Below are 22,280 nucleotides of genomic sequence, written 5' to 3'. Positions count from 1 at the left end.
CGGGTCTTTTGGTGGGGAGTGGCCCCGGACTTAGGTGACCGAAGGAACACTCGCCGAAGGGGGGGGGGGGGGGGGGGGGGGGGGAAAAAAAAAAAAGAGGGGGGGGGGGGGGGGGGGCCCCCCCCCCCCCCCCCCCCCACCGCGGTTCCTCGGCACCTGTCCGAACCACCTCTCCCATCCGCGAGGTCACATCATGGCGAACGCGTTCCGCCACGGGCTTCTGGCGATGGTCGCTCTGAGTACCCTCGCAGGTTGCGGCCACCCGGATATGGCCCCCGCTGCCCCGCCCCCACTGGGCCCGGCCCCGACGATTACATCGGTCGACCAGATCACCCGGCCGATCGATGCATACACGCCGACCGTCGCGCAGGCCGAGACGCTCTTCCACGCCGAGGACGCCGCCCTGGCCCAATGCATACGCAGCTATGGCCTTACGCCCAGGCCGCCGGCGCCGCTCCGAGGTCTGGACGACTTCGCACGGCAGATTAGAGCACGATCGCCTCTCTACGGGTTCTTCGACCCCGGTGCTGCACGCGACAAGGGATACGACACCGTTATCGCAGCTGCGGCTTCGGCTCATGACCCCCAGCACCCGCTCCCCGCTGCCGAGTTGACGGTCCGGACCGGGCAGGACGAGGCCGGGCATCCGGTCACCGGCTTCCATGGCAGACCGCTGCCTCAGGGGGGATGTATACAGCAGAGCGTTCATGTCATCGACGGCCCGCCGGTCACTCCAGCCACGACCAACGCACTGCCTGGGGGCGGACCAAAGGTTCCCCCAACCGATCCGCGGCTGACGGAGGCGTACAGGAAGTGGTCCGCATGCATGAGGTCCAGAGGCTATAGCTACGCCAATCCCTGGGACGCGTACACGGATCCCAAGTGGCGGGCCGACCCCCAACATCCCTCAGCCGCCCCCTACGTCCACACCACCACGGAGATCGCCACAGCGGCCGCCGATCTGGAGTGCAAAAAAACCACCAACCTGGTGGGGGTGGCAGTCGCGGTCGAGATCGCCTATGACCGGCAATACATCGAATCCCACAGCGCCGAGTTGGCCAACTACGAGAAAAAGTTCCGCGACCGTCTCAAGAGCGCGGAGCGAATCACAGCAGACGAGCCGACGAAACCGGCGAGCGGCGAGCCTGATCGAGCATCACGATAAATCGGTTCTAGGCGGACAGCCCACCGTGCTAGTAAATTGTCGCTGCTCAGCTGTGCTGGGTGCGGCGAACTGGGCGTTCGCTCGTGGGGGATGGTCCAGCATTTCCTCAGGTGAGGGTGGTCCCGGTCCCGATGCGGACCGACGAGGCGTTCCAGCCGCTCCCAGGGGGTGGTGCGGGGCGAGGCGGTGATCAGTGACTCGATCGTGGTGATGAGCTGCTGGTTCATGCTGGGCTCCAGGCCGACGGTGCACTGCGGCGGTGCTTCCGCGGGTGGCGAGGCAGGTGGTCCGGGCGCAACCTGAAGATGTACGGCTCCGCGGAGCCGGTCGCCGGAGACCAAGGAGCCCGGTCATGGCCGATGTCGATGTTCTCGTGGTGGGAGCCGGCCCGGTGGGCCTGACGGCGGCGGCCGAGCTGCGGCGGCACGGCGTCGAATGCCGGATCGTCGACACCATGCCGACCCCTCAGCACTATGCCAAGGCCGTCGGAATCCAGCCGCGCACACTCGAGGTCTGGGACTCCATGGGCCTGGTCCGCGAGGCGCTGGACGAGGCCGTGCCGATGCTCGGTCAGTTGGGCTTCGTCGACGGAAAGCCCGCGTCGCGGATGGAGCTGCGGCTGCCAAGCGAGGTTCCCTACGCCTTCGCCGCACTTCCCCAGTACACGACGGAGCGGCTGCTCGCCGAGCACCTGGCGCGCTTCGGCACCGCGGTGGAGCGCGGAACCAGGCTCGTGGCGGCGGTACAGCACCCCGACCGGGTCGAGGCCGAACTCGTCGGCGAGGACGGCACGACCGAGCGCGTGCACGCCCAGTACCTCGTGGGCTGCGACGGCGCGCACAGCCTGGTGCGCAAGGCCGCCGGGCTCAGCTTCGAGGGTGACGCCTTCCCCGAGCAGTACATGCTCGGGGACGTCGAAGTGGACTGGGAGATGCCCGCCGGCTACGCCGTGCGGTCGACGCATCTGGACGCGAACGGCGCGGTGGACGACCTGCTGGTGTGCATCCCCCTGCCCGGGGAGCGCCGGTACCGGATGTCGATGAAGGTCCCTCCGGAACTGACCGTCGATCAGCATGCGGACGCCGGCTCCGCGGACACCGTGGCGCACGGGATCGACAACAGCCGCGGTCCGGACCTCCGGCAGATCCAGGCCGTGCTCGACCGGCTGTCGCCGCAGCCCACGACCGCGTCCACGCTGCGCTGGTCCTCCACTTTCAGGATCAGCCACCGGCTGGTGGACCGCTACCGCGAGGGCCGTCTCTTCGTCGCCGGGGACGCCGCGCACATCCATCCGCCCACGGGCGCGCAGGGCCTGAACACCGGGGTGCAGGACGCCTACAACCTCGCCTGGAAGCTGGCCCTGACCGTCCGTGGTCTCGGAGCCGAGAGCCTGCTGGACTCTTACCACGCCGAACGCCACCCCGTCGGGGAGGAGGTCGTCGGCCGCACGGTCCGCCACGCCCGCTCCGGGTACGACACCGAGAGTGTGGAGACACTCCTGCTGCGTGAGGCGCAGCTGCTGGTGGGCTACCCGGACAGCCCCCTGGTCGAGCCGCTCCCTCCGGGCGGCGCACCGGTGGGCGGACCCGCGCCGGGTGACCGGGCGCCAGACTGCCGGGGGCTGCTCCAGGCCCTCGCCGCGTACCCGCAACGGCTCTTCGACCTGCTCCGCGGCCCGAGGCACACGCTGCTCCTGTACGCGGGGCCGGAGAACGCCTCGGGCGCAGGCGCGGCCCGGCTGCAGGACTGCGCCGCCGCGGCTCACCGCGCGGCCCACGGTCTGCTCGGCAGCTACCTGGTCCTCGCGGCTGACGTCCCCGACACGGTTGGCCCGCCAGCACAGCGCCCGCCCGTCATCCGGGACCGGGCCGGCGGCTTCAGGGACGCCTACGCCCCGCGTGACGGCGAGGCCTACCTGATCCGCCCCGACGGCCACCTCTCGGGCCGGTTCCACCCGGCCACCCCCGACCGCCTGACGGCACACCTGCGCCGGACCTTCGCTTGAGGATGAGCAGCGGCCTGATCTGAGTACGCGTACTCACGCGGTACCGGTTCGTCCGCCGCGGGTCGCCCACCAGCAGCCCGGTCTCCTCCTGCACTTCGCGCCGCAGTGCTTCGTGCAGGAGCTCGCCGTCCTCGACCCCGCCACCGGGCAGCGGCCAGAGCATCCCACCATCGACGCCGAGCCTCTCTCGCACGAGCAGTATCTCGTCACCTTGGCGGATGACGCCAATAACCAACTGCACCCTGGGTTTGGGGGACTTCGAGTTTTGCGCTGTCATGCCCTTGACGGTACGGCTTGGCCAGTTCTCCAATGGCCGGGGCAGTCGCGGAGACGAGTGCGACCGCCGCCGATCATCGTGAGTGTTCGTGCGTTGGGTGGGCTAACGCAGCGTCAATCCCCTCGCGCTGAGGAGATCCCTTCAGCGGCCAACTCCACAGCGGGGTCGTTACGCAAGCCGTGTGGTCACGCTGCTCGGTCTTCGCTGCGGTGTGCGCCAGTTGACGGTGCGTGGGCTGCCGGTGCATGCCTGAAAAGGCAGCGGGCCCGAGGTGCCCTGTGTGGGACGTCAGGTTGTGGCCAGGCAGCACGTTGGGCCGACGACGTACTCCCGGCCCCTCACTGCCCTTACGGGTGAGAGTTCCTCAGTTTCGACAACTGAGCGTACGTCTCTCGATACCCTCTGTCATGGCTGGTGAAGAGGCGCTCACGAAAGGCAACTGGCATGAAGAACATCTCCCGGGTGTGCGTACTCGCCGCGGTGAACCTGATGACAGTCCTCGCGGCAGTGACAGGACAGGCCACGGCTGCCCCCACCGAGGCCGCTCACAGCGTCCGCGTGCTCGACCAGTGCCGGAATGACGGCACGTCCTTCACCGACAGGCTCATCCCCGGTCACTGTCTCCGGAACGGCGGCTACCGCCTGGAGATGCAGTACGACGGCAACCTCGTGCTCTACTCCGGCTCCCGCGCCTGCTGGGCGAGCGGTACCGACGGGACCAACGAGGTCTACGCGAAGTTCTCCGGGGACTGGAAGCCCGACTCCCCCTACGTGACGCTGGAATCGCCTGTCGGGGAACTGCGGAAGTACCGCGGGAAGTACACCGGGCTCCACAAGTCCGGAAACGTCAGCCTCAACAACAAGGGCGAAGTCTGGATCGCCTACGGGAAGATGACGGGCTGCTGATCCGATGCACACCACCCATCACGACGGAGGGTGCGGCTCCGTACGGATTCTCGTGATCCGCTGCCTGCTGGCCGCTGTCCTGGCGGGCAGCGCGGTGACTGGCATCCCCACGGACGCGACGGCGGCCACCAGCCACGTGCGCCCGGCCCCCGCCCACTATCTCGGAGACGCCTGCGTGGCGAACGAGAACCTGGGTGAGATCGCCACCAACTTCATCTCCCGCTGTCGGCGGGGTTCCATCCGGCAGGTGTTTCCCGGGCAGCACTACGGCGACACACTCGGCTATCTCAAGGGCTGCCGGGAGAGCTCCTGCAACACCGCCTGGAAGCTCCTGAACGACAACCGCTTCAAGAAATAGCCCGGGAACATGACCACTTACATCGCAGTCCTGCTGTGCGAGACTTCGGCGGACACCGACGATCACGCTCCGCTCTACCAGGAGAGCTTCGTCCTGCTGACCGCGGCCGACGAGGTGGAGGCCCGCGAGAAGGCCGAGGCTCACGGCAAGAGCCTGGAGACGAGTTACGAGAACGAAGCCGGCGAGGTGATCACGTGGCGACTGCGGCACGTCGTCGACGTCAGCGAAGTGCTCGACGAGCGCCTCACCGACGGCTCGGAGCTCTACGCCCGGCACTTCAGGAACTACACCGCCTACCGCTCCTTCGAACCGCTCCTCTCAGGGGAGCAGCCCTGACGAGCCTCGGACACTGATAGGCGCACACGCGGAAGACCGCCTTCCCTGACGATGGAACGGCAACCGCATACCGCCGCTGCCTCGGTGACCCCACATGTCCACAACATCACGGCCGAGAAGGCTTCGCATGGCGGACGGCGAGGGGGCAAGGGGCAGCGGTCCCAGCGTGCTCACTGCGCGGCCCGGACCATCTCCTCCTGGTTGCCCCGTTGGAGCAGTTGGAGGTCAGAGCGTCCTCCGAGACGTGGAAGTACAGCTGTCCCAGGCGGGGTTGATCGGGGCCAACAACTCGGTCTGTCGGCTGTGCACCCCCGCGGTCGACCGCCCTCAGGATGTGGCTTCGCGCGGGCCGCCTCCGCGATGGTGGACGCGTCCTTCGCATCCGTCTTGGCCTCGCCCCGGTGGAGGTGAGCGAACTGCCGCAACGTCAGATGCGGTGGACAGCAAGGCGGTTACAGGAGCTGGGGTCCATCCCCGCGCGCTCGAAGGCCAGTGGCGGCTGGCTGGGCGCGTGAATGTAGGCGTGACGTGACCGGACGGCGCCGAACTACAACGACCCTCCCCCTGGGGACAGCGCGCTTCGTGCCAGCTCGCGCAACCAGGCGTGGGCGGGGTCGGTGTCGTAGCGCTGATGCCATGACAGGTATATCGGTGCCGACGGCAGTTCGAGCGGGAGGGGAAGGACTGCCAGGCCGTGGTTGGCGACCGCTGAGCGCGTGGTGGCTTCCGGGACGCAGATCAGGAGATCGGAGTCGCGCGCGAACTCCAGCGCGGCCGCTTCCGTGGGCGCGGTCGCCACTACGCGGCGGGTGAGGCCGAGCCGTGCCAGGGCGTCGTCGACGGCGTTGCTGAGGTTTCCCTTGCGCGAGACGGTGACGTGCTCGGCGGCGGCGTACCGCTTGGCGGTGATCTTCTTGACGCGGGTGAGGGGGTGGCCCTGCCGCACGACGATGACGAGGCGGGTCTCGCCCACGTTCTCGGCACGGATGTCCGGTGCGGTCGGGTGGTTGGCGTTCGCCTCCAGGTCGACCTGCCCGCGAGCCAACTCGGGGGTGTCCAGGCTCGATTCCGCGAGGAAACGCAAGCGCACGCCCGGCGCCTGTTCCCGCACCGCCGAGAGCAGGGCGGGGCCGCTCAAGGCGACCAGGGAGTCATGCCAGCGCAGGGTGAAGGTGCGCTCCAGCGTTGTCAGATCGAGCTCACGACTCGGTGCGAGCACTCCCTGGACCTGGTGGAGGAGCTCGTGGACCTGTTTCCTGACGGCGATCGCATACGGCGTCGGGGTCATCGTGCGGCCGGTACGCACCAGGATCTGGTCTCCAGTCGTGCGCCGGATTCGGCCGAGGCTCCGGCTCATCGCGGACGCGGTGACATGCAAGCGCGCGGCCGCCCCGGCCACACTGCCCTCTTCCAGCAGCGCGTCGAGCGCGGCGAGCAGGTTCAAATCCAATTGCATGTGAGTAATCCTAGCCGTGCTTTACATGCACTTGCTGTTAATCAGGAGGCTGTCTACGGTCGAACCCAGAGGGCAGAACAGAACGCACGGATCCGCCCCCAATGGCCTCATCAACCCCTACGCACAAGGGAGTTCACCATGCCGGAAACGCTTCGGACCACTGACGTCGCCGCCTCTGACGCCGACCTGCTCACCCAGACCGCGCTCGTCGTGCGGGCGGCTGGCGCCGCGCTGCTGGAGCGCTTCGGCGGGGTGGTCCGCTATCAGAGCCGCGAAGAGCTGATGCTTGCTCTCGCCGCCAACGACAACGCGGCCCTGGACATCCTGCGCCCCCACCTCGCGCTGCTGCGTCCGGATGCCGGGTGGGTGGAAGACGAACTGGACGGCGGGGCGCTGCCGCCCGGCGAATGGTGGGTCGTGGACCCGGCCGAAGGCAACGTCAACCACCTCCACGCACTACCGGAGTGGGCGGTGACCGCCACCCTCGTGCGCGACAACCAGCCCGTGCTCACCGCCGTCCACCTGCCGCTGACCGGCGAGACCTACACCGCACGGACCGGCGCGGGCGCCCACCTCGACGGCCGACCGCTGCGCGTCTCGCCCACCGCGGACCTCGGCCTGAGCATCGTGGCCACCAGCCAGGCCCGGCCCGACGAGGACGAGACAGTCGTGCGGCGCATCGGCTCCTCCATCACCTCGATGCTTCTTGACGCGCTCGTCGTGCGCACCGCCGTGCCCGCGACCCTGCACCTGACGAACGTGGCCGCCGGCCGGACCGACGCCTTCTGGCAGTTCGCCGGCGCCCGCGCGGACCTGCTGCCCGGAGCACTGCTCGTCACCGAGGCCGGCGGACATATCTCCGACGCCCAGGGCCGCCCCTGGACCCCGCAGAGCGAAAGCTTCCTGGCCGCCGCGCCCGGCGTCCACGCCCAGGCCGTCACCACGCTCTCCCGCTGACCCGACACCACACCCCGCACCCACGAAAAGGACCACAGACCTCATGACCACGATCGCAGTTCTCGGAAACGGCCGCGTCGGCGCCAACCTGGCCACCGCCCTCACCCGGGCAGGGCATTCAGTGGCCGTCGCAGACCGCGCTCCGGGCGCCGCAACCGACGCCGCCCGCACCGCCCGGATCGTCATCAACGCCACCCCCGGAGCAGGCTCGTTGGAGCGGCTCACCGACCTGCGCGAGGAACTGCGCCACAAGATCCTCGTCGACGTCTCCAACGCCACCCTCGACGGACCGGACGGACTGCCCGCCCACCTGATCTACCCCGGCTCAAGCCTCGCGGAGCAACTCCAAGACGCCCTCCCGGACACGCACGTCGTCAAGACACTCAACACCATGCTCTTCCCGGTCATGACCGCACCGGCCACGCTCGCCCACGCACCGACCGCGTTCCTGTCCGGCGACGACCTGACCGCCAAACAGACCGTCCGTGAACTGCTCACCGACCTTGGCTGGCGCAAGGAGTGGATCACCGACCTCGGCGGGATCCAAACCGCCCGCGCCACGGAGGCCGCGATCCTGTTCGTCCCGCACGTGATCCGATCCAGCGGATTCACCCCCTTCGCGATCTCCATCGCCCGCTGACCGGCGTGCAGTGCATCGCCGCGGACACCCCTACTAAATCGAGACCAGGGCAGTTGGTCTCCGACGATCCAACAGACCAATCATCCAAGAGACGGCCCGGGCAGGGGTGCCATCGTCGCGTGCGCCGCGATACCACCGCCCGGGCCAGCACCATCTCTTGGTGATCAATCGATGCTCGGTCATGGCGACAGACCCACAAGGGCGGTTTGTTGTCCGGGAGGCTGAGGAGCACCCCCCTGCGCTCGCCGAGAATTGACAGGGTGCCACTCGCTGCCGCTGGGTTCCTGGCATGTCTGGCAGAGACGGTCGAACCCTTGCCGGGCACACCCGCTCCACGCCTCTGAATTCCAGACCGAGACGTCTTGCGTTAGAGCGCACTCCAACTCCTAGGTTCGGACGCATGCGATACATCAAACTCGGAACGACCGGGCTGGAAGTCTCCGCAATCACCCTCGGCTGCATGAGCTTCGGCGAGCCGGACCGGGGCGGCGAGCCCTGGTCGCTGGGCGCGGACGCCAGCCGGGACATCATCAAGCAGGCCCTTGAGAGCGGCATCAACTTCCTCGACACGGCCAATGGTTACAGCGCCGGAAGCAGCGAGGAGATCGTGGGCCAGGCGGTCAAGGACTTCACCCGGCGCGAGGAGGTCGTTCTCTCCACCAAGGTCTGGATGCGGATGCGCCCCGGCCCGAACGGTGCCGGGCTGTCCCGCAAGGCGATCTTCGCCGAGCTCGACGCCTCCCTGAAGCGGCTGGGGACCGACTACATCGACCTGTACCAGATCCACCGCTGGGACTACGACACCCCGATCGAGGAAACCCTCGAGGCGCTGCACGACGCGGTCAAGTCCGGGAAGGTCCGCTACATCGGAGCCTCCTCCATGTACGCCTGGCAGTTCGCCAAGGCCCTTTACCTCGCGGACCTGAACGGCTGGACCCGGTTCGTGTCGATGCAGGACCACTACAACCTCATCCACCGTGAAGCAGAGCGGGAGATGCTCCCGCTCTGCGCCGACCAGGGCATCGGCGTGATCCCGTGGAGCCCGCTGGCGCGGGGCATGCTGACGCGGGCCCGGGACACCGCCACGGCGCGTGCCGCAACCGACCCGGGCGGCAAAATCCTTTACCGCGACGAGGACCAGGCCGTGGCCGAGCGCGTCCACGAGATCGCGGGCAGGCGGGGTCTGTCCCCGGCCCAGGTCGCCCTGGCCTGGGTCATGCGCAACCCTGTGGTGACCTCGCCCATCGTCGGAGTCACCAAGCCGGCCCAACTGGCCGACGCCGTCGCCGCGGTGGACGTCGAACTCGACGAAGACGAGGCCGCCTACCTGGAGGAGCCCTACCAGCCACACCACGCCGCCTACCTCGAGGAGTCCTTCTACAAGCCGCAGCCCGTGGCGGACTCCCGGTAGTCCGGCGTGCGGTCGCCGTGTTGCACTCCGCGAGTACGTCGCGGGCGGACGGGACGGCGACCGCGCGGCGGATGCGTGCTCGGCATCCCGCCCTGCGCAGAAATCGAGACTGTCCTCCCCCACGGACCTTTCTCAGCCTCTGGTCTGCGGTGTCTCCTCGGGACGCGGGAAGGGCTTGTGGCAGTGGTTGGAGTCTCGGGGCGCGCTTTGGTAGCTGTGGCTGAGCACGGCGAGGTCCGCGCGACTTGCTTGCGCGGGCGCCGGGCTCGTCGTGAGCAGTGTCGACCAGCGGGGTGGGCGTGGCGGCCCAGGGCGGGCGCGAACGGTCCGCCGATCTGCGGCGGGTCGGCCTTGGCCGGCTCGGATCAGGTCGTAGTCGGCGTGGCCGCGCTTTTGTGCCTGCTCCAGGACCCACTGCGCGACGCGTTCGCCGGCACGGGCGGTGCGGGTGCTGCCGAGAACGGTCGCCGACTTGGTCATCGTGCTCCCGTGGGCGGGGAACCGGATGGCAGGGGGTTCACTGGCCGGTAGCCGAGGCTCCGTGGGTGAGGAAGGAGTCGAGATGGGTGAAGACCGTCTCGGGCTTCTCGCGAATGGGCAGGTGGCCTGCGCCGGAGATGACTTCGAATCGCGCGTGAGGGAACCCCGCGGCGTAGGCGCGGCCGAACTCGGGGGTGACGACTGCGTCGTCGGCGCCCCAGATCACCAGTACAGGGCAGGCAACGGTGGAAAGACGGGGCAGCATGCCGGGGTCTGCCATGGCCGGGCCTGAGTAGGCGCGCATGGCGGCCATGGCTTGCGCGGAAGGTCCGCCCTGCGGCACCGGAGCGGGTGGACCGGCGGGCACGGTGATCTGCTGGCCGGGTATGACGGGGCCGACGGCGTCCACGAGGACGAGCTGGGAGATCCGGCCCTCCTGGTCGTCCAGGACGGTCTGCGTGGCGACCCAGCCGCCGAAGGACGTGCCGATCACCGTCACGTCGTTCAGCCCGAGGTGGCCGAGCAGATCCAGGTAGGCAGCGGCGAGTGCGGGCACGGAGTCCAGATCGTCAGGCCGTACGGTGCCGTCCCAGCCCGGGTGGGTGGGCGCCACCACCCTGTGATCCGGTGCAAGGTGGTCGATCAGGGGCTCGACGCTGGACGGGCCGGGCCCGCCGTGCAGGACGAGGACCGGGCTGTTGCCCGTGCCGACCTCGCGCACTTCGACGTCCAGGCCGGGCCGTAGCGGGATGATGCGCCCAATGGGCATCGTCATGGGTTCCTCCAGGTTTGGCTGAGGCGGGCGGGTTCGGTGTTTAGGGCAGCGGAGGCCGTCGGGGCGGGCCTCACTGGGCTGCCGGGTCGGATGTGAAGAGCGCGACCATTTGCTCCAGGCCCCGCGCGCCGAACATCCTGTCCAGGTTGGCGGCGGACTCGGCGGCGGACGCCTCGCTGCGCGGGAAGAGGGCCTCCTCGTACGCGGTCAGAGCGGCTTCGGTGTCGCCGCGATGTGCGGCGATGGCCAGGGCGAGTTCGGCGCCGTCGAACATGGCGAGGTTGGCGCCCTCCCCGGCGAAGGGGGACATCAGGTGAGCGGCGTCCCCGAGCAGCGTCACACCCGGCACGCGGTTCCAGCGATGGCTCACAGGCAGGGCGTGAATACGGCGCGGGGTGATCGTCTCCGCGTCGGCGACCAGGCCGCGCAGACGCTCGTCCCAGTCCTCGAAGTGGGCGAGGACCGCAGCCTTGGCGGCAGCGTGGTCGGTGAAGTCGACCGTGTCCAGCCAGCCCTCGTCGACCTTGAGTGCGGCGTAAACGTGGAGGCTTCCATCGCCCTCCCGGTGCGCGAAGACGCCGCGTTCGTCCCCCAGTGCGATGAAGAACCCGTCGCCTACGACCGCGGCGCTGCGCGGGTGGCGGGTCTCGGCGTCGAACAGGTCGGTCTCGACGAAAGAGATGCCGGTGTAGGCGGGCCAGGTGTCCGAGACCAGCGGCCGGATCCGGGACCAGGCGCCGTCCGCGCCGATCAGGAGATCGGTGGTGATGGACGAGCCGTCGGCGAACGTCACCTCGTGGCGCCCGTCGCTCAGCGCCCGGGCCCCGGTGACCTTCCGTCCCCAAGAGATCGTGCCGTCGGGGAGGGAGCCCAACAGCAGGTCCCGCAGGTCGCCACGGTCCACCTCCGGCCGGCCGCCGGTGCCGTCGTCCTCCTCGAACACGTGCACGGTGCCGTCGGGGTCGAGCAAACGCATGGCCTGACCACCCTCATGGACGATCTTCAGGAAGTTGTCGTGGAGGTCGGCGGCGTGCAGAGCCTTCTGCCCGTTGTTCTCGTGGATGTCGAGCATCCCGCCCTGCGTACGAACCGCCGCCGACGCCTCCAGCTCGAAGACTGCCGACTCGATGCCGTTGACGTGCAGGACTCGGGCTGCGGTCAGGCCGCCAAGACCCGCGCCGACGATCGCGATGGGGACGTGGCTGGTGTTCATGGGGGCCTCCGAAAGCTGTAGGGAACGCCTCTGTCCGCCGAGCTGGCCCCGCCGACGCCGCCAAGCGCCTGGGGAGGGTCGGCGTACGCGTGATCGGCAGGCTTGGGCGCGGCCACACCCAAGAACTTACCGAACATGTTCGTTGCGAACAAGTTCGGTACGTTCGGCGCGTGGCGAGAGAACTGCGTTCAACCCAGCAGCACCCGTCGGCAGGGCGGGCGAGCCCGCCCGGAATTCAGCCTCCTGCGCCAGGAACGGGCGTGTGCATGAGGCCGTTGACGAGGACGTCGAAGCTCCAGCGGATCCTCTCCGACACAGAGCCGTCGATCAGGGCGGGCATGTGCGCGGTGATCGCCGGATGCGTGGCGGCGTCCACGGCGTGCAGTGCCCGCACGGTGGCGTTCCAGTCGTCTTCGGAGGCGGGATCGCGATCACGCGTCGAGTGCTCGGCAGCGGTGGCCGTCGCGTCCTGAAGCAGTTTGTCCACCCCCCAGGCGACCTGCTCGCGACCGGCGCCGCTCTCTGAGAGGAGATCGAGGATGCGCTCCACCAGGCGCAGGTAGTTCTCGCCGCTCGGCCGGGCGACGAGCGCCGCCCGAGCCAGCTGCGGATGCTCGAACAGCACCTGAGTGTACGAAGTCATGACGGCACGAAGCTGCTCGCGCCAGCCCTCCCCGCCGTCCCGCCCGGTCAGATCGACCTCACCGAGCAGGGAATCCAGAACGGCCGCGTGGAGCTCGGCGGTATTGGAGACGTAGACGTACAGTGACGCCGGTCCGGTATCCAGCTCCTGCGCCAGGCGGCGCATCGTGACCTTCCCCAGCCCCTCCGCCCGCATGATCCGCACGGCGGTATCCACGATCCAGCGCCGGGACAGGGCTGGCTTTGCCGGACGCTCCCGGCGGCTGATCGGCTCTCTTCTCGCACTCATTACCCGATCGTAACGAACGCGTTCGCCGTGTGAGCTAGCGCAACGGGCGCGATGCGGGCCCGCAGCCACTCCCTGTGACAACTGCCTTACGCCGGCGGCAGGAGCTCACCGTGACTCTTCCCCAGCGCTCAGCCCGGACAGCCGATGAACCCCGTCAGTCTGTGAGTCGACCTGCGCAAGATCAGCGTCCCTCGGCACCACGGCAGGGCCTCCGCCGTCCGTCAGCTCGCCGCATTACACCGGCCGCGACCTCCTACCGAGCGAGCCCTCCGAGGTGCAAATGCCTCACCACGAACCCCCGAGGGCAAACCCTCGCCAACCGGCCACTACGCGACGGCCCCCGCCCCCTGGTTTCGGTGAAACGCGAGGAGGCGCAGGCGCGTTGGGCGGCCGCGGTTCAGCGGCTGGCGAGGGACAGCTGCAGTCCCAGGCCGACGAAGGCCGCGGCGAAGGTCCGGCGCATCCAGGCCAGCACCTTGGGGCGAGAGATGACGTGGTCGCGCACCCGGGCTGCGAAGGCACCGTAGATCACGAACACGGCGAACGTCATGACCATGAAAACGGCAGAGAGTTCGAGCATGGGCGGGAGAGAGTTGGCGGTGTCGGCCGGGACGAACTGAGGCAGGAACGCCAGGAAGAACATGGACAGCTTGGGGTTGAGGAAGTTGATCAGAACGGCCGTCCAGATGACCTGCGCCGACGAACGCTCCTGCGACTGGTCGCCACCCTCCATGTCGATCGTCATGGCCCCCTTCTCCCGCAGGCTCTGCCAGGCGAGGAAGAGCAGATAGCCGACACCCGCCCACTTGAAGCTCTCAAAGGCAAGGGCGCTGGTGTGGAGGACGGCAGCGAGACCCGCTATCGCGGCGGCCAGATGCGGAACGATTCCCAGTGTGCAGCCGAACGCTGCCACGACCGACATCCGGAACCCGCGTCTCAAGCCCGTCCCGACGGTATACACCGCGCCGGTACCCGGTGAGACCACAATGATCAACGCCGTGACAAAAAACTCAACACTCATGAAAGCCCGCCTTTTTGATGACCAGTCAGGGCCGTTTGCCCATGCCGCTACCACTGTGCCAGCAGCATCCACGCGAGATCAGCCGGATATCGGCAAAGGTGGTGGCCAATCGACCGTCGGGACGCAGCGCACGGATCCAGCGGGCGGTCTCCGGTCATAGCGCCACCGCGCACAGTCGAGAGGAGCGGTCGAGCCGGCCGGAGAGTCCCTGGGGCAGATCGCCGACGGCGCTGTACGGGCGCAGGCCGATCGTGCCCGGCCGGACGGCCGTGGTCTGGACGAGGCGATCGCCGATTTCCGCGGACCACGGAACTCCAGTCGATAACTTGGCCCGCTGTCCGGCGCAACCACATCGCGTCGCCAGCATCACCGTGATGCGGCAGCGAGGAGGGCCCCTTCTTCGCTACCCGGCCCCCGCCCCGGGCTCCTCTTCACCATCGCCGGGCTCCATCCCGCTCGCCCTCGCGATCGCCTCCACCTCCTTCGTGTCGGCGGTGCTCTGCCCCTGCTGCGCATCGAGTTCGGCGAGCATCGTGCGCAGTTTCTCCGGGTCCGCGGCGACCTCCGGCGGCACCAGCGACATCGCTCCCTTGGCATGCTCGCCGTCGCCGAGCTGCGCGACGACGTGGTCAGCGCGGTCCTCGTGCCCTGGAGTCATCGCACCGAGCAGGCCGAGGAGCACAAGGAGCTCCTGCTGCACCTCTGCGGTGAACAACTCCCGGTCCTCGGGATCCATACTCAGGCGGACCCGGCCCCCGCCGGCCTTCACATACAGGTCCATCACTTCCATCAGAAGCTTGAACTTCGCCGGATCCATCCGCTCCCTGAGCGTCTCCACGTAGAGCGCGTACCGCAGCCGCGCCACCTGCCGGGCGTCCTCATCGTCGGTCACTGCTGTACCTCCCGTTCCTGCGTGGGCCCGCTGCGCGCAGTCCACATACACCCCTCCCCCGCGCCATGGATTGTGTGGCGATCAGCACGCTACTCGCGTCGGCACCAGGCGAGCAGAACATCGGCTCAAACGCCTTACTGCACAGGGAAGTACGCGCGTGCAGCACGTACGCCCGCCGCGCGCGTGGACGGCTCTGCTCCTACATGTTGGTTCTCCCGACACGACCAGCAGCCGCCCGGGTCGAACCACTCTGCTCCGCACTCCTGAGAAAGCGGTGCGGGCCAACGGTCGGCGAGCAGCAAAGCCGTCTTGTGCCCCAAGTAGGCAGGCCAGGACCGCGGCGGATGGGACTCCTGACGGTGTGTGTGCCAGGCAGGGTGGTCATCCTTGCACCCGTCGCCGCCGTCTCCGGCCCGACTTCTCCCACCTCCATGGCCGAAGTAGTTCGGTCCGTCCGCTCGCGAAAGCCACCCGTAGAACGTCTGTCATCCCGCTCGTCACCTGGGGTTTCCCTTAGGGGAACTGGCCGCGATACTCACCCCTGTTCACGATCACCGGCACTCCCCCACCGACCTACACTGAAGCAACTTCAAGCCAGCCCGACTCAGATGAGGTCGTCCTCCATGTCACACCGCAAGGCCACCGCTGCCTCCGCGCTTCTTGCCGCAGCACTGCTCGTCCCCGCCGCAGCTCCCGCCACGGCTGCCGCGCCCAACGCCGGTGCCGACCGCGCCGCTCTCCAGCAGGCCCTCGACGCCACCGTGGCCGCCGGCATACCCGGGGCTGTCGCCGAGGTGAGAGACGGGCGCGGGGTGTGGCGTGGCAGCAGTGGCGCTGCCGATCTGGCCAGCGGGCGCGCCGCCCATGCCGGGGACCGTTTTCGAGCCGGGAGTGTGACCAAGACGTTCGTCGCCACCGTCGTGCTTCAGCTGGTGGCCGACGGCAAGGTGAAGCTCGACGACAACATCGAGCGACAGCTGCCGGGGGTGGTTCCCAATGGCGCGCACATCACCGTGCGGCAACTGCTCAACCACACCAGCGGACTGGCCAACTACATCGATGTACTGCAGCACAAGCCCGACCCGATACGGGACGCACAGAAGGCCACCTACACACCGCGCCAGCTCATCGCGCTCATCGCCGACATACCCAACCGTCCCGAGCCGGGCACGACTTGGGAGTACTCCAACACCAACTACGTTGTCCTCGGACTGCTCGTCGAGCACGTCACCGGGCAGTCGCTCGCGCACGAGATCGAGCACCGCATCGTGCGGCCCCTGCACCTCAAGGACACGTCCTACCCGACCTCCCCGAGCATTCCGGGCCGGCACCTGCACGGTTACGACTGGCTCGACGGCAGGGGTCCGGGTGCCGCACCCACCGACCTCACCGAGTTCAGCCCCGCCGCCTACTGGGCCGCCGGTACGCTCATCTCCACCACGCACGACCTCAACACCTTCTTCAAGGCGCTCCTCGACGGCCGACTGCTGCCGAACCGCCTGATGAAGGAGATGCGCACCATGCACCCGATGAACCCGCAGCGGCCCAACCGCTCGTACGGCCTCGGTCTGGAGAGCAACGGCACCACGTGCCCGTCCGAGCAGCCGGTCGTCGGGCACACGGGAGAGGTCGTGGGCTACCAGACCTTCAGCTTCACATCGGCGGACGGCAAGCGGCAAATCACCCTGTCCGTCAACACCGGCCTGACCATGAGCGACGCGGAGGGCGCCGCCGCGATGAAGATGGTCTCCACCGCGTTGTGCCGCACGGCGTAACGCTTCAACTGGGCGTCAGACCTGGATGCTTGTAACTCCCCGCGCCGGTCAAAACGCGTCCGCTCCGGGCTCGGGGCAAACGTGTCCGCTCCGGGCCCGGGGCACCAGGCTCACTCAGAAGACGGCGGGGCCATTCCCTTCGACGCTGCGCCTGCTGCTTTCTGGACGGGATCGGCGTCCTCGGGTCGCCACAGGCCAGGCCTGACGCCGTCGCGGTGGGCGTGCTCAGGGCTGCCGGGCCAGCAGGCGGAAGGCGGCCCGGATGACGGCCTGGCCACCGGCGAGCGCCGTGGCCAGGTCGAGGGCGTTGTCGGGGTCGGACACCATCAGGCTGGTGGCCAGAGCCCGACCGTCCGGGGTGCGGGCGAGGTGACTGAGGGTCAGTACGCCGGGCTCGCTGCCCGGCTTGGACCACACGGTCGGGAACAGGGAGAGGTCCAGGTTCAGGCCGCCGTCGGTGTGGGAGAGGGCGCGGCCGATCTCCGGCTGGTCGAGCCGCAACAGACCGCCATAGGCGCGGCAGATGTCGGCCGGCGAGGCGAACCACTCGATGCGGTCGATGTCACGCGGTTCGGTCCACGGCTGTGACGTGTCGGGCAGCGGGAGGCGCTCCATCTCCTCGATCACTGCGGCACGTCCGGGCGCGGGAGCCGAAAGGTACCGTTGCACGTGCGCTTGGACGTACTTGAGCTGGAAGAACGCCCTGGTGGTCAGCAACGGTGCGTTCACCGCGGGCCGCTGGTGGTCGAACAGCTCGAACTGCCGGGCCACGGCCTCCCGGCCGAGCCGCCGGATCAGGTGGTCGGTGGCGGTGTTGTCGCTGGCGGACATCATGGCGTCCGCGTACGCGGCCAGCGTGAGCCAGTCGCCCGCCGGGCGGTCCAGCAGGAGGCCGGAGGAGGGCAGGCTCTTGGCATCCTCGCGGATGGCGAGCCGTTCGTCCCAGGACGCCCGGCCCTCGGCGACGGCACGCCCGAGCGCGCCCAGCACGTACAGCTTGAAGGCCGAACCGATCGGGCGCAGCGTGTCCGGCCCATGACCGTGCACGATCCGGCAGTCCTGCGGGGTGATCTCTGCGGCGGCGAAGGACACCCGTCCCGGCAGAACGGCCAGCCGGTCGTCCAGTTCGGCCCAGGAGGCGGGCGCCGCCTGCTCGCTGGTCATCACCACGTCGTCGACCCGACCGGCCGGGTCGACGCGCACGGTGAGCAGGTGGTCGCCGCCGTCTCCCCTCACCCATGCCTGGGCTCGGTCGGGACGGGCGGACACCAGGGCGGTCACCACGAAGGGGCCCATCGCGGCCGCGACGGCGTTGAACCCGGACGGCCCGCCGCTCGCATTCAGGAACCCCGTCGCCACATGCGCGCACAGCTCGTCCTCCGGTATCGGCGCGCTGGCCGAGGCGGCCGCCAACCACCCCAACTGCTCGGCGGCGCCGACCTGCGTGGTCCGTGTCGTCTGTTCGCTCACTGCTTCCCCCCGTCCGGTCAAGGGGCATCCGCCCCATTGAATCCACAATTGGAAACATTACCGGGTCCGGAATCAAACTGCTAGCCTCTGCGGATGAGCTCAGCCGACCTGCTGCTACACCCGGTCCGCCTGCGGATCGTGCAGGCATTCCTCAATGACCGCGCCCTCACCACGAACGACCTGCGCGACGAACTGGCCGATGTCGCACCCACCACGCTCTACCGCCACGTGAGCCGACTGGTCGCCGGCGGTGTCCTCACGGTCACGGCCGAACGCCGCATCCGCGGCACGGTAGAACGCACCTATGTGCTGCGGATGAGCGCGGCCAGCCTCGGCCTGGACGACGTCCGGGCCATGACCGCCGAGGACCATCGCCAGGCCTTCATGGCCTACGTCGCCGGGCTGCTCGGCGACTTCGACCGCTACCTGGCCCGGGGCGACGTCGACCTGCTGCGGGACCAGGTCGGTTACAGCCTGGCGGCCATGTGGCTGGATGACGCCGAGTTCGCCGAACTGCGCCGCGAACTGGCCCGCGTGCTCGCGCCCCGCCTCGCCAACCAGCCCGCCCCGGGCCGCACCCGCCGCATCTACGCCCGCATGATCCTCCCCGGGGACAACGGGCCCGGGGAGCACCGCACACCACCCGCGCAGAAGGACGCTCCTGCCTCCTAGCACTCCGGCCTCCCCACCAACACCTCAGCCGCACTGGACGTGCAACAAGGCTGGGCGGCAAATCGCCTGGCAAGGCTCCCGGACGTTCACCCCGGCGCAACGCCGGTACGCGTTCGCGGCGGCTCCCGGCGCCGCACGGGCCAGCCGCGGAGAAGCGCACACGGCAGCCACTTCTCACGCCGGTGCGGCTCCCGATCCAGTACAGGACCCGCAGGGCAACGGGCCCTGGACAGCGCGGCGGACGCACCTTGGAGGCGTCGCCGTCCGCGCCGCTCAGCCAGTTCTGCGATGGGCGCGGCGACCGCATGACCGGCGTGGCCGGCCATGCGGTCGCCGTCTCGTGCGATCTCAACCCAACGGACGCAATCGTCTACGACCCGCCAGGTGAGCATCTCCTCCCCCTGCGGGCGTACGTCTGCGGGGGGACTTCGCGCGGGCGGGCGGCGGCTACGATCCCGGCGTGGGTCAATCCATCCCGTCCCCTCCGTGGCTGAGGCGGCTGCCGTCGCCGGTGTGGTCGGCGCTGTACTGGTGCGCTGCCGCTCTGTTCGCGCTCTTGCTGTCCGTCACCACGACGAGTCGGTCGGGGTCCTTGCCGACTCGCGAGTCCATCTTCGTGGGGGTCCTGCCCCGGGACGCGATGGCCGTCATGGCAGCGATGCCCCTCGGATGGGCCCGCCGCCGGCCGCTTCCGGTGTTCGGGGTGCTGGTGGCCGAATCGTGCGCGGCGGCCGCGGTCGGTGCGAAGACCTGGCCGTTCTTCCTGGTGCTGGCGGTCCTGGTCGGCTGCCTCGCGGCCACCCGTTCACGCCCAACCGCCCTTGTGGCCGCCTGCGTTGAGCTGATCGTCTGGCCTTGCCAGTGGTGGGCGACGGACCAGGGCCAGGAGGCTCTCAGCGACGCCGTCAGCATGATGGCCGCGCTGACGGCGACGGTCGCCATCGCCTGGCTGACCGGCAACTCGGTACGCCAGCAACGGGATTACGGCCGGGCACTGCGCACCCAGGTGCTCACGGCCGAGCGCCTGCGGATCGCCCGGGAGGTGCACGACACGGTGGCACACAGCATGGGCGTCATCGCGATCCAGGCCGGCGCGGCAGCCCTGGTCCTGGACGCCCGGCCGCAGGACGCACGCAAAGCGCTCGCCGCCATCGAGACCACCAGCCGCGAGACGCTGGCCGGACTGCGCCGCATGCTCGTCTCGCTGCGCCGAGCCGACGACGACACGGCGACGCGGCCCGCGGCAGCGGGCCTGGAGGCCGTCGACCGGCTGGCCGAGACGACGACGGACGCCGGGGTACGAGTCGAGGTGCACTGGAAGGGCGAACGGCGGCCCCTGCCCCCCGAGGTCGACGTGGCCGCCTTCCGGATCATCCAGGAGTCGGTCACCAACACGGTGCGCCATTCCGGCGCCCGGCACTGCCAGGTATCCGTGGACTACGGGGACGAGGAGCTGACCATCGAGATCGTCGACGACGGGTGCGGAGCCAACCGGACCGCCGGACGAGCAGCCGCACGAGCCGGTGCCGCTTCGGGGTCGGGATTGGGGATATCCGGCATGCGGGAACGGGTCGCCTTGCTGCATGGCCGCTTCAGCGCGGGCGCCCGGCCCGAGGGCGGCTTCCGAGTGGCAGCGAGGCTGCCGGCATGACGACCCGAGTGGTGCTGGCCGACGACCAGGAACTGGTGCGCGCCGGACTGAGCATGGTCATCACGGGCCTGCCCGACCTGGACATCGTGGGCGAGGCCGCGACGGGAACCGAAGCGGTCCACCTGGCCCGTGAAGTCCGGCCCGACGTCGTGGTGATGGACATCCGGATGCCCGGCATGGACGGCATCGAAGCCACCCGGGCCATCACCGCGGCTTCCCCCACACCACGCGTCCTTATCCTCACCACCTTCGACGACGACGAGAACGTCTACGCCTCACTGTGCGCCGGGGCCAGCGGGTTCCTGGTCAAGGACATGGCGTTGGTGGACATCATCGCGGCGATCCGGGTGGTCGCGGTCGGTGACGCCCTGATCGCGCCGAGCGTCACCCGCCGCCTCATCGAGGACTTCGCCGGGCGCCCGGCGCCCACCCGGCACCATCGGCGGATCGACGGCATCACCGGCAGGGAACGCGAAGTGCTGACCCTGGTCGGGCGGGGCCTGTCCAACGCCGAGATCGCGCAGGAACTCTTCATCGGGGCCGCCACCGCCAAGACACACGTGGCACGGCTGCTGACCAAGCTCGAAGCCCGCGACCGCGTCCAACTCGTCATCGCCGCCTACAACTTGGGCCTGGTTTCCCCGTCCGGCTGACTGGGCGGGCACGGGGACACCGCGCACGGCGCTACGGGAGCTGGACCGCGACCTCCGGCTCGGCCGGGGACGGCCCGTCCAGCAGGGGCTCCGGTTCGCCCTTCAGCTGGAGATCGAAGAAGTCCCCGAGGTAGGTCCGGGTGATGGCCAGACCGCGCAGCGGCGCGATCGCCCCGGGCGGGCTGGGCCGGCCCACCGCCTGGGAGAGCAACGGGAGATCGCTGAAGGTGCCGTGCTCGGCGCCGGCCACGGTGAGCCGGCGCTTCCACCCGTCCAGGCTCCTCCAGGCGTCGTCCCACGTGGAATCCATGCCCGGGCTCTCATCGGCCTGGGCGCCGAACAGGAGGAAGGGCCTGCCGTGCAGTCCGGTGGCCGGGACCGGGACCTGGAAGGTGCCGTCCATGTTCACCCCTGCCCGCACCCGGTGGTCGGCAGCCATGGTCACGGCGGCGGCGTCGCCCCCGAGGGAGTGCCCGGCCATCCCGATCCGTCGCCGGTCGATCAGATGCGCATGGAGCCAAAGCGAGTGAGTGGACGTCAGCTGGTCGATCACGAAGGAGGCGTCCTTCGCCCGGCTCTCGGCGACGGCCGGCATCCCGCCCGTCGGCGGCCGGTCGCAGATGGCGCACGGCAGGGTCTGTCCGTCGGGGAAGGTGACGCCGGGAGTCTCGTAGGTGTGGTCGATCAAGGCGACGACGTACCCCCGGCTGGCCAGGTCCTCGGCGACGCTGCTGAACAGCGCCCGCGGGAAGGTGAAGCCGGGCGAGAGCAGCACCAGCGGGAACCGGCCGTGCGCCGGGCGCGCGTCCTCGCGCGCCCAGACGCGGACGGCGGACAGCGCCTCGGGCGGAAGACCGGACCCCGGAGCCTTGGCCTCCAGCAACAACCGGGCCTCGTCCGGGGTCATGTAGGAGGCAGGGGTCCCGCTCCCGGGCCGGGCCGGGTAGTACATCGACACCATCAGCTGTCGCGCTCCCGCCGACGGCACCCATGGATCCTGGCGATGCCGGTCGACAAGGTGCAGGGCGTCCCGGCCGACCGCGTACGGGCCGGTGGGGCGCGGCAGTTCGGCCGTGAAACCCACCGGCGCCGCCCCGGCGGAGACCTGCGCGGCGGGCGCGGCGGCCAAGGCGGGCGGCGCCGCGGCCATCGGCCACGGCAGAACGAGAGTGAGCGCGGCGGTCACAGCCACGCGGCGGATGCTGGTCATGCCCCAGAAGCTAGGCCGCGGAGCAG

20 protein-coding genes and 2 pseudogenes are annotated in these 22,280 nt (G+C 69.4%); 12 read left to right on the top strand and 10 right to left on the bottom strand.

Features of this window, described 5'->3' with window-relative positions; all coding sequences use genetic code 11:
- Positions 1-193: 193 nt before the first annotated feature.
- Positions 194-1,165, top strand: a complete 972-nt coding sequence (locus AC07F3_RS17285; RefSeq protein ID WP_479114874.1) for a hypothetical protein — start codon at positions 194-196, stop codon at positions 1,163-1,165.
- A 352-nt stretch (positions 1,166-1,517) separates the two neighbouring features.
- The gene (locus tag AC07F3_RS17280) at positions 1,518-3,170 is read left to right on the top strand and encodes an FAD-dependent monooxygenase (RefSeq protein ID WP_479114872.1); all 1,653 of its coding nucleotides are present in this window, start codon (positions 1,518-1,520) and stop codon (positions 3,168-3,170) included.
- A 127-nt stretch (positions 3,171-3,297) separates the two neighbouring features.
- Here the strand turns inward: AC07F3_RS17280 and AC07F3_RS17275 are convergent.
- Positions 3,298-3,447, bottom strand: a pseudogene (locus AC07F3_RS17275) (NUDIX hydrolase); the annotation flags it as partial.
- A gap of 444 nt (positions 3,448-3,891) precedes the next feature.
- Here AC07F3_RS17275 and AC07F3_RS17270 point away from each other — a divergent pair.
- The 3 genes from AC07F3_RS17270 to AC07F3_RS17260 are packed head-to-tail and all read left to right on the top strand — an operon-like array spanning position 3,892 to position 5,047.
- Positions 3,892-4,353, top strand: a complete 462-nt coding sequence (locus AC07F3_RS17270) for a hypothetical protein (RefSeq protein WP_479114870.1) — start codon at positions 3,892-3,894, stop codon at positions 4,351-4,353.
- 4 nt (positions 4,354-4,357) lie between these two features.
- Positions 4,358-4,711, top strand: coding sequence for a hypothetical protein (locus AC07F3_RS17265; protein ID WP_479114868.1), 354 nt, complete (start codon positions 4,358-4,360; stop codon positions 4,709-4,711).
- 9 nt (positions 4,712-4,720) lie between these two features.
- Complete coding sequence (locus tag AC07F3_RS17260) at positions 4,721-5,047, top strand: DUF4288 domain-containing protein (RefSeq protein WP_479114866.1); 327 nt, start codon at positions 4,721-4,723, stop codon at positions 5,045-5,047.
- Between the two features lie 332 nt (positions 5,048-5,379).
- On the opposite strand, the pseudogene AC07F3_RS17255 reads toward AC07F3_RS17260, so the two are convergent.
- Positions 5,380-5,463, bottom strand: a pseudogene (locus tag AC07F3_RS17255) (hypothetical protein); the annotation flags it as partial.
- Positions 5,464-5,594: 131 nt separating this feature from the next.
- Positions 5,595-6,503 (bottom strand): LysR family transcriptional regulator, encoded by a 909-nt coding sequence (locus AC07F3_RS17250; RefSeq protein ID WP_479114864.1) that lies wholly within the window; start codon positions 6,501-6,503, stop codon positions 5,595-5,597.
- 138 nt (positions 6,504-6,641) lie between these two features.
- On the opposite strand from AC07F3_RS17250, the gene AC07F3_RS17245 reads away from it, so the two are divergent.
- The 3 genes from AC07F3_RS17245 to AC07F3_RS17235 all read left to right on the top strand — a co-directional run bounded on the left by AC07F3_RS17245 (position 6,642) and on the right by AC07F3_RS17235 (position 9,511).
- Positions 6,642-7,460 (top strand): inositol monophosphatase family protein, encoded by an 819-nt coding sequence (locus AC07F3_RS17245; protein ID WP_479114862.1) that lies wholly within the window; start codon positions 6,642-6,644, stop codon positions 7,458-7,460.
- A gap of 43 nt (positions 7,461-7,503) precedes the next feature.
- Positions 7,504-8,100 carry an NADPH-dependent F420 reductase gene (locus AC07F3_RS17240; RefSeq protein ID WP_479114860.1) on the top strand — a complete coding sequence of 199 codons (597 nt, stop codon included), beginning with the start codon at positions 7,504-7,506 and terminating at the stop codon, positions 8,098-8,100.
- Positions 8,101-8,500: 400 nt separating this feature from the next.
- Positions 8,501-9,511 carry an aldo/keto reductase gene (locus AC07F3_RS17235; RefSeq protein WP_479114858.1) on the top strand — a complete coding sequence of 337 codons (1,011 nt, stop codon included), beginning with the start codon at positions 8,501-8,503 and terminating at the stop codon, positions 9,509-9,511.
- A gap of 517 nt (positions 9,512-10,028) precedes the next feature.
- Here the strand turns inward: AC07F3_RS17235 and AC07F3_RS17230 are convergent.
- The 5 genes from AC07F3_RS17230 to AC07F3_RS17210 form a co-directional block, all read right to left on the bottom strand.
- Complete coding sequence (locus AC07F3_RS17230) at positions 10,029-10,766, bottom strand: alpha/beta fold hydrolase (RefSeq protein WP_479114856.1); 738 nt, start codon at positions 10,764-10,766, stop codon at positions 10,029-10,031.
- 70 nt (positions 10,767-10,836) lie between these two features.
- Entirely contained in the window at positions 10,837-11,979 is a 1,143-nt protein-coding gene (locus tag AC07F3_RS17225; RefSeq protein WP_479114854.1) for an FAD-dependent oxidoreductase, read from the bottom strand.
- A 235-nt stretch (positions 11,980-12,214) separates the two neighbouring features.
- Positions 12,215-12,910 carry a TetR/AcrR family transcriptional regulator gene (locus AC07F3_RS17220; protein WP_479114852.1) on the bottom strand — a complete coding sequence of 232 codons (696 nt, stop codon included), beginning with the start codon at positions 12,908-12,910 and terminating at the stop codon, positions 12,215-12,217.
- A 397-nt stretch (positions 12,911-13,307) separates the two neighbouring features.
- The gene (locus tag AC07F3_RS17215) at positions 13,308-13,931 is read right to left on the bottom strand and encodes a LysE family translocator (RefSeq protein ID WP_479114850.1); all 624 of its coding nucleotides are present in this window, start codon (positions 13,929-13,931) and stop codon (positions 13,308-13,310) included.
- Between the two features lie 403 nt (positions 13,932-14,334).
- Positions 14,335-14,823: a hypothetical protein gene (locus tag AC07F3_RS17210; RefSeq protein WP_479114848.1), complete on the bottom strand. Its 489-nt coding sequence runs from the start codon at positions 14,821-14,823 to the stop codon at positions 14,335-14,337.
- Positions 14,824-15,446: 623 nt separating this feature from the next.
- Here AC07F3_RS17210 and AC07F3_RS17205 point away from each other — a divergent pair.
- Positions 15,447-16,598, top strand: a complete 1,152-nt coding sequence (locus AC07F3_RS17205) for a serine hydrolase domain-containing protein (RefSeq protein ID WP_479114847.1) — start codon at positions 15,447-15,449, stop codon at positions 16,596-16,598.
- A gap of 225 nt (positions 16,599-16,823) precedes the next feature.
- Here AC07F3_RS17205 and AC07F3_RS17200 read toward each other — a convergent pair whose 3' ends face one another.
- A complete protein-coding gene (locus tag AC07F3_RS17200; protein ID WP_479114845.1) occupies positions 16,824-18,068 on the bottom strand; it encodes a serine hydrolase in 1,245 nt (414 codons plus the stop codon).
- Positions 18,069-18,161: 93 nt separating this feature from the next.
- Between AC07F3_RS17200 and AC07F3_RS17195 the strand changes: the two genes are divergently transcribed.
- The 3 genes from AC07F3_RS17195 to AC07F3_RS17185 all read left to right on the top strand — a co-directional run bounded on the left by AC07F3_RS17195 (position 18,162) and on the right by AC07F3_RS17185 (position 21,044).
- The gene (locus tag AC07F3_RS17195; RefSeq protein WP_479114843.1) at positions 18,162-18,740 is read left to right on the top strand and encodes a helix-turn-helix domain-containing protein; all 579 of its coding nucleotides are present in this window, start codon (positions 18,162-18,164) and stop codon (positions 18,738-18,740) included.
- 460 nt (positions 18,741-19,200) lie between these two features.
- Positions 19,201-20,391: a sensor histidine kinase gene (locus tag AC07F3_RS17190; protein WP_479114841.1), complete on the top strand. Its 1,191-nt coding sequence runs from the start codon at positions 19,201-19,203 to the stop codon at positions 20,389-20,391.
- The gene (locus tag AC07F3_RS17185; protein WP_479114839.1) at positions 20,388-21,044 is read left to right on the top strand and encodes a response regulator; all 657 of its coding nucleotides are present in this window, start codon (positions 20,388-20,390) and stop codon (positions 21,042-21,044) included. Before AC07F3_RS17190 ends, AC07F3_RS17185 begins: the two co-directional genes overlap by 4 nt.
- A gap of 31 nt (positions 21,045-21,075) precedes the next feature.
- Here the strand turns inward: AC07F3_RS17185 and AC07F3_RS17180 are convergent, their stop codons facing one another.
- Positions 21,076-22,254, bottom strand: a complete 1,179-nt coding sequence (locus tag AC07F3_RS17180; RefSeq protein WP_479114837.1) for an alpha/beta hydrolase family protein — start codon at positions 22,252-22,254, stop codon at positions 21,076-21,078.
- Positions 22,255-22,280: the final 26 nt, after the last annotated feature.

It is taken from the genome of Streptomyces sp. NPDC045846, assembly GCF_056431605.1.
Note: the sequence above shows the minus strand (reverse complement) of the source record. Positions and strands in the feature narration are given on the sequence as shown.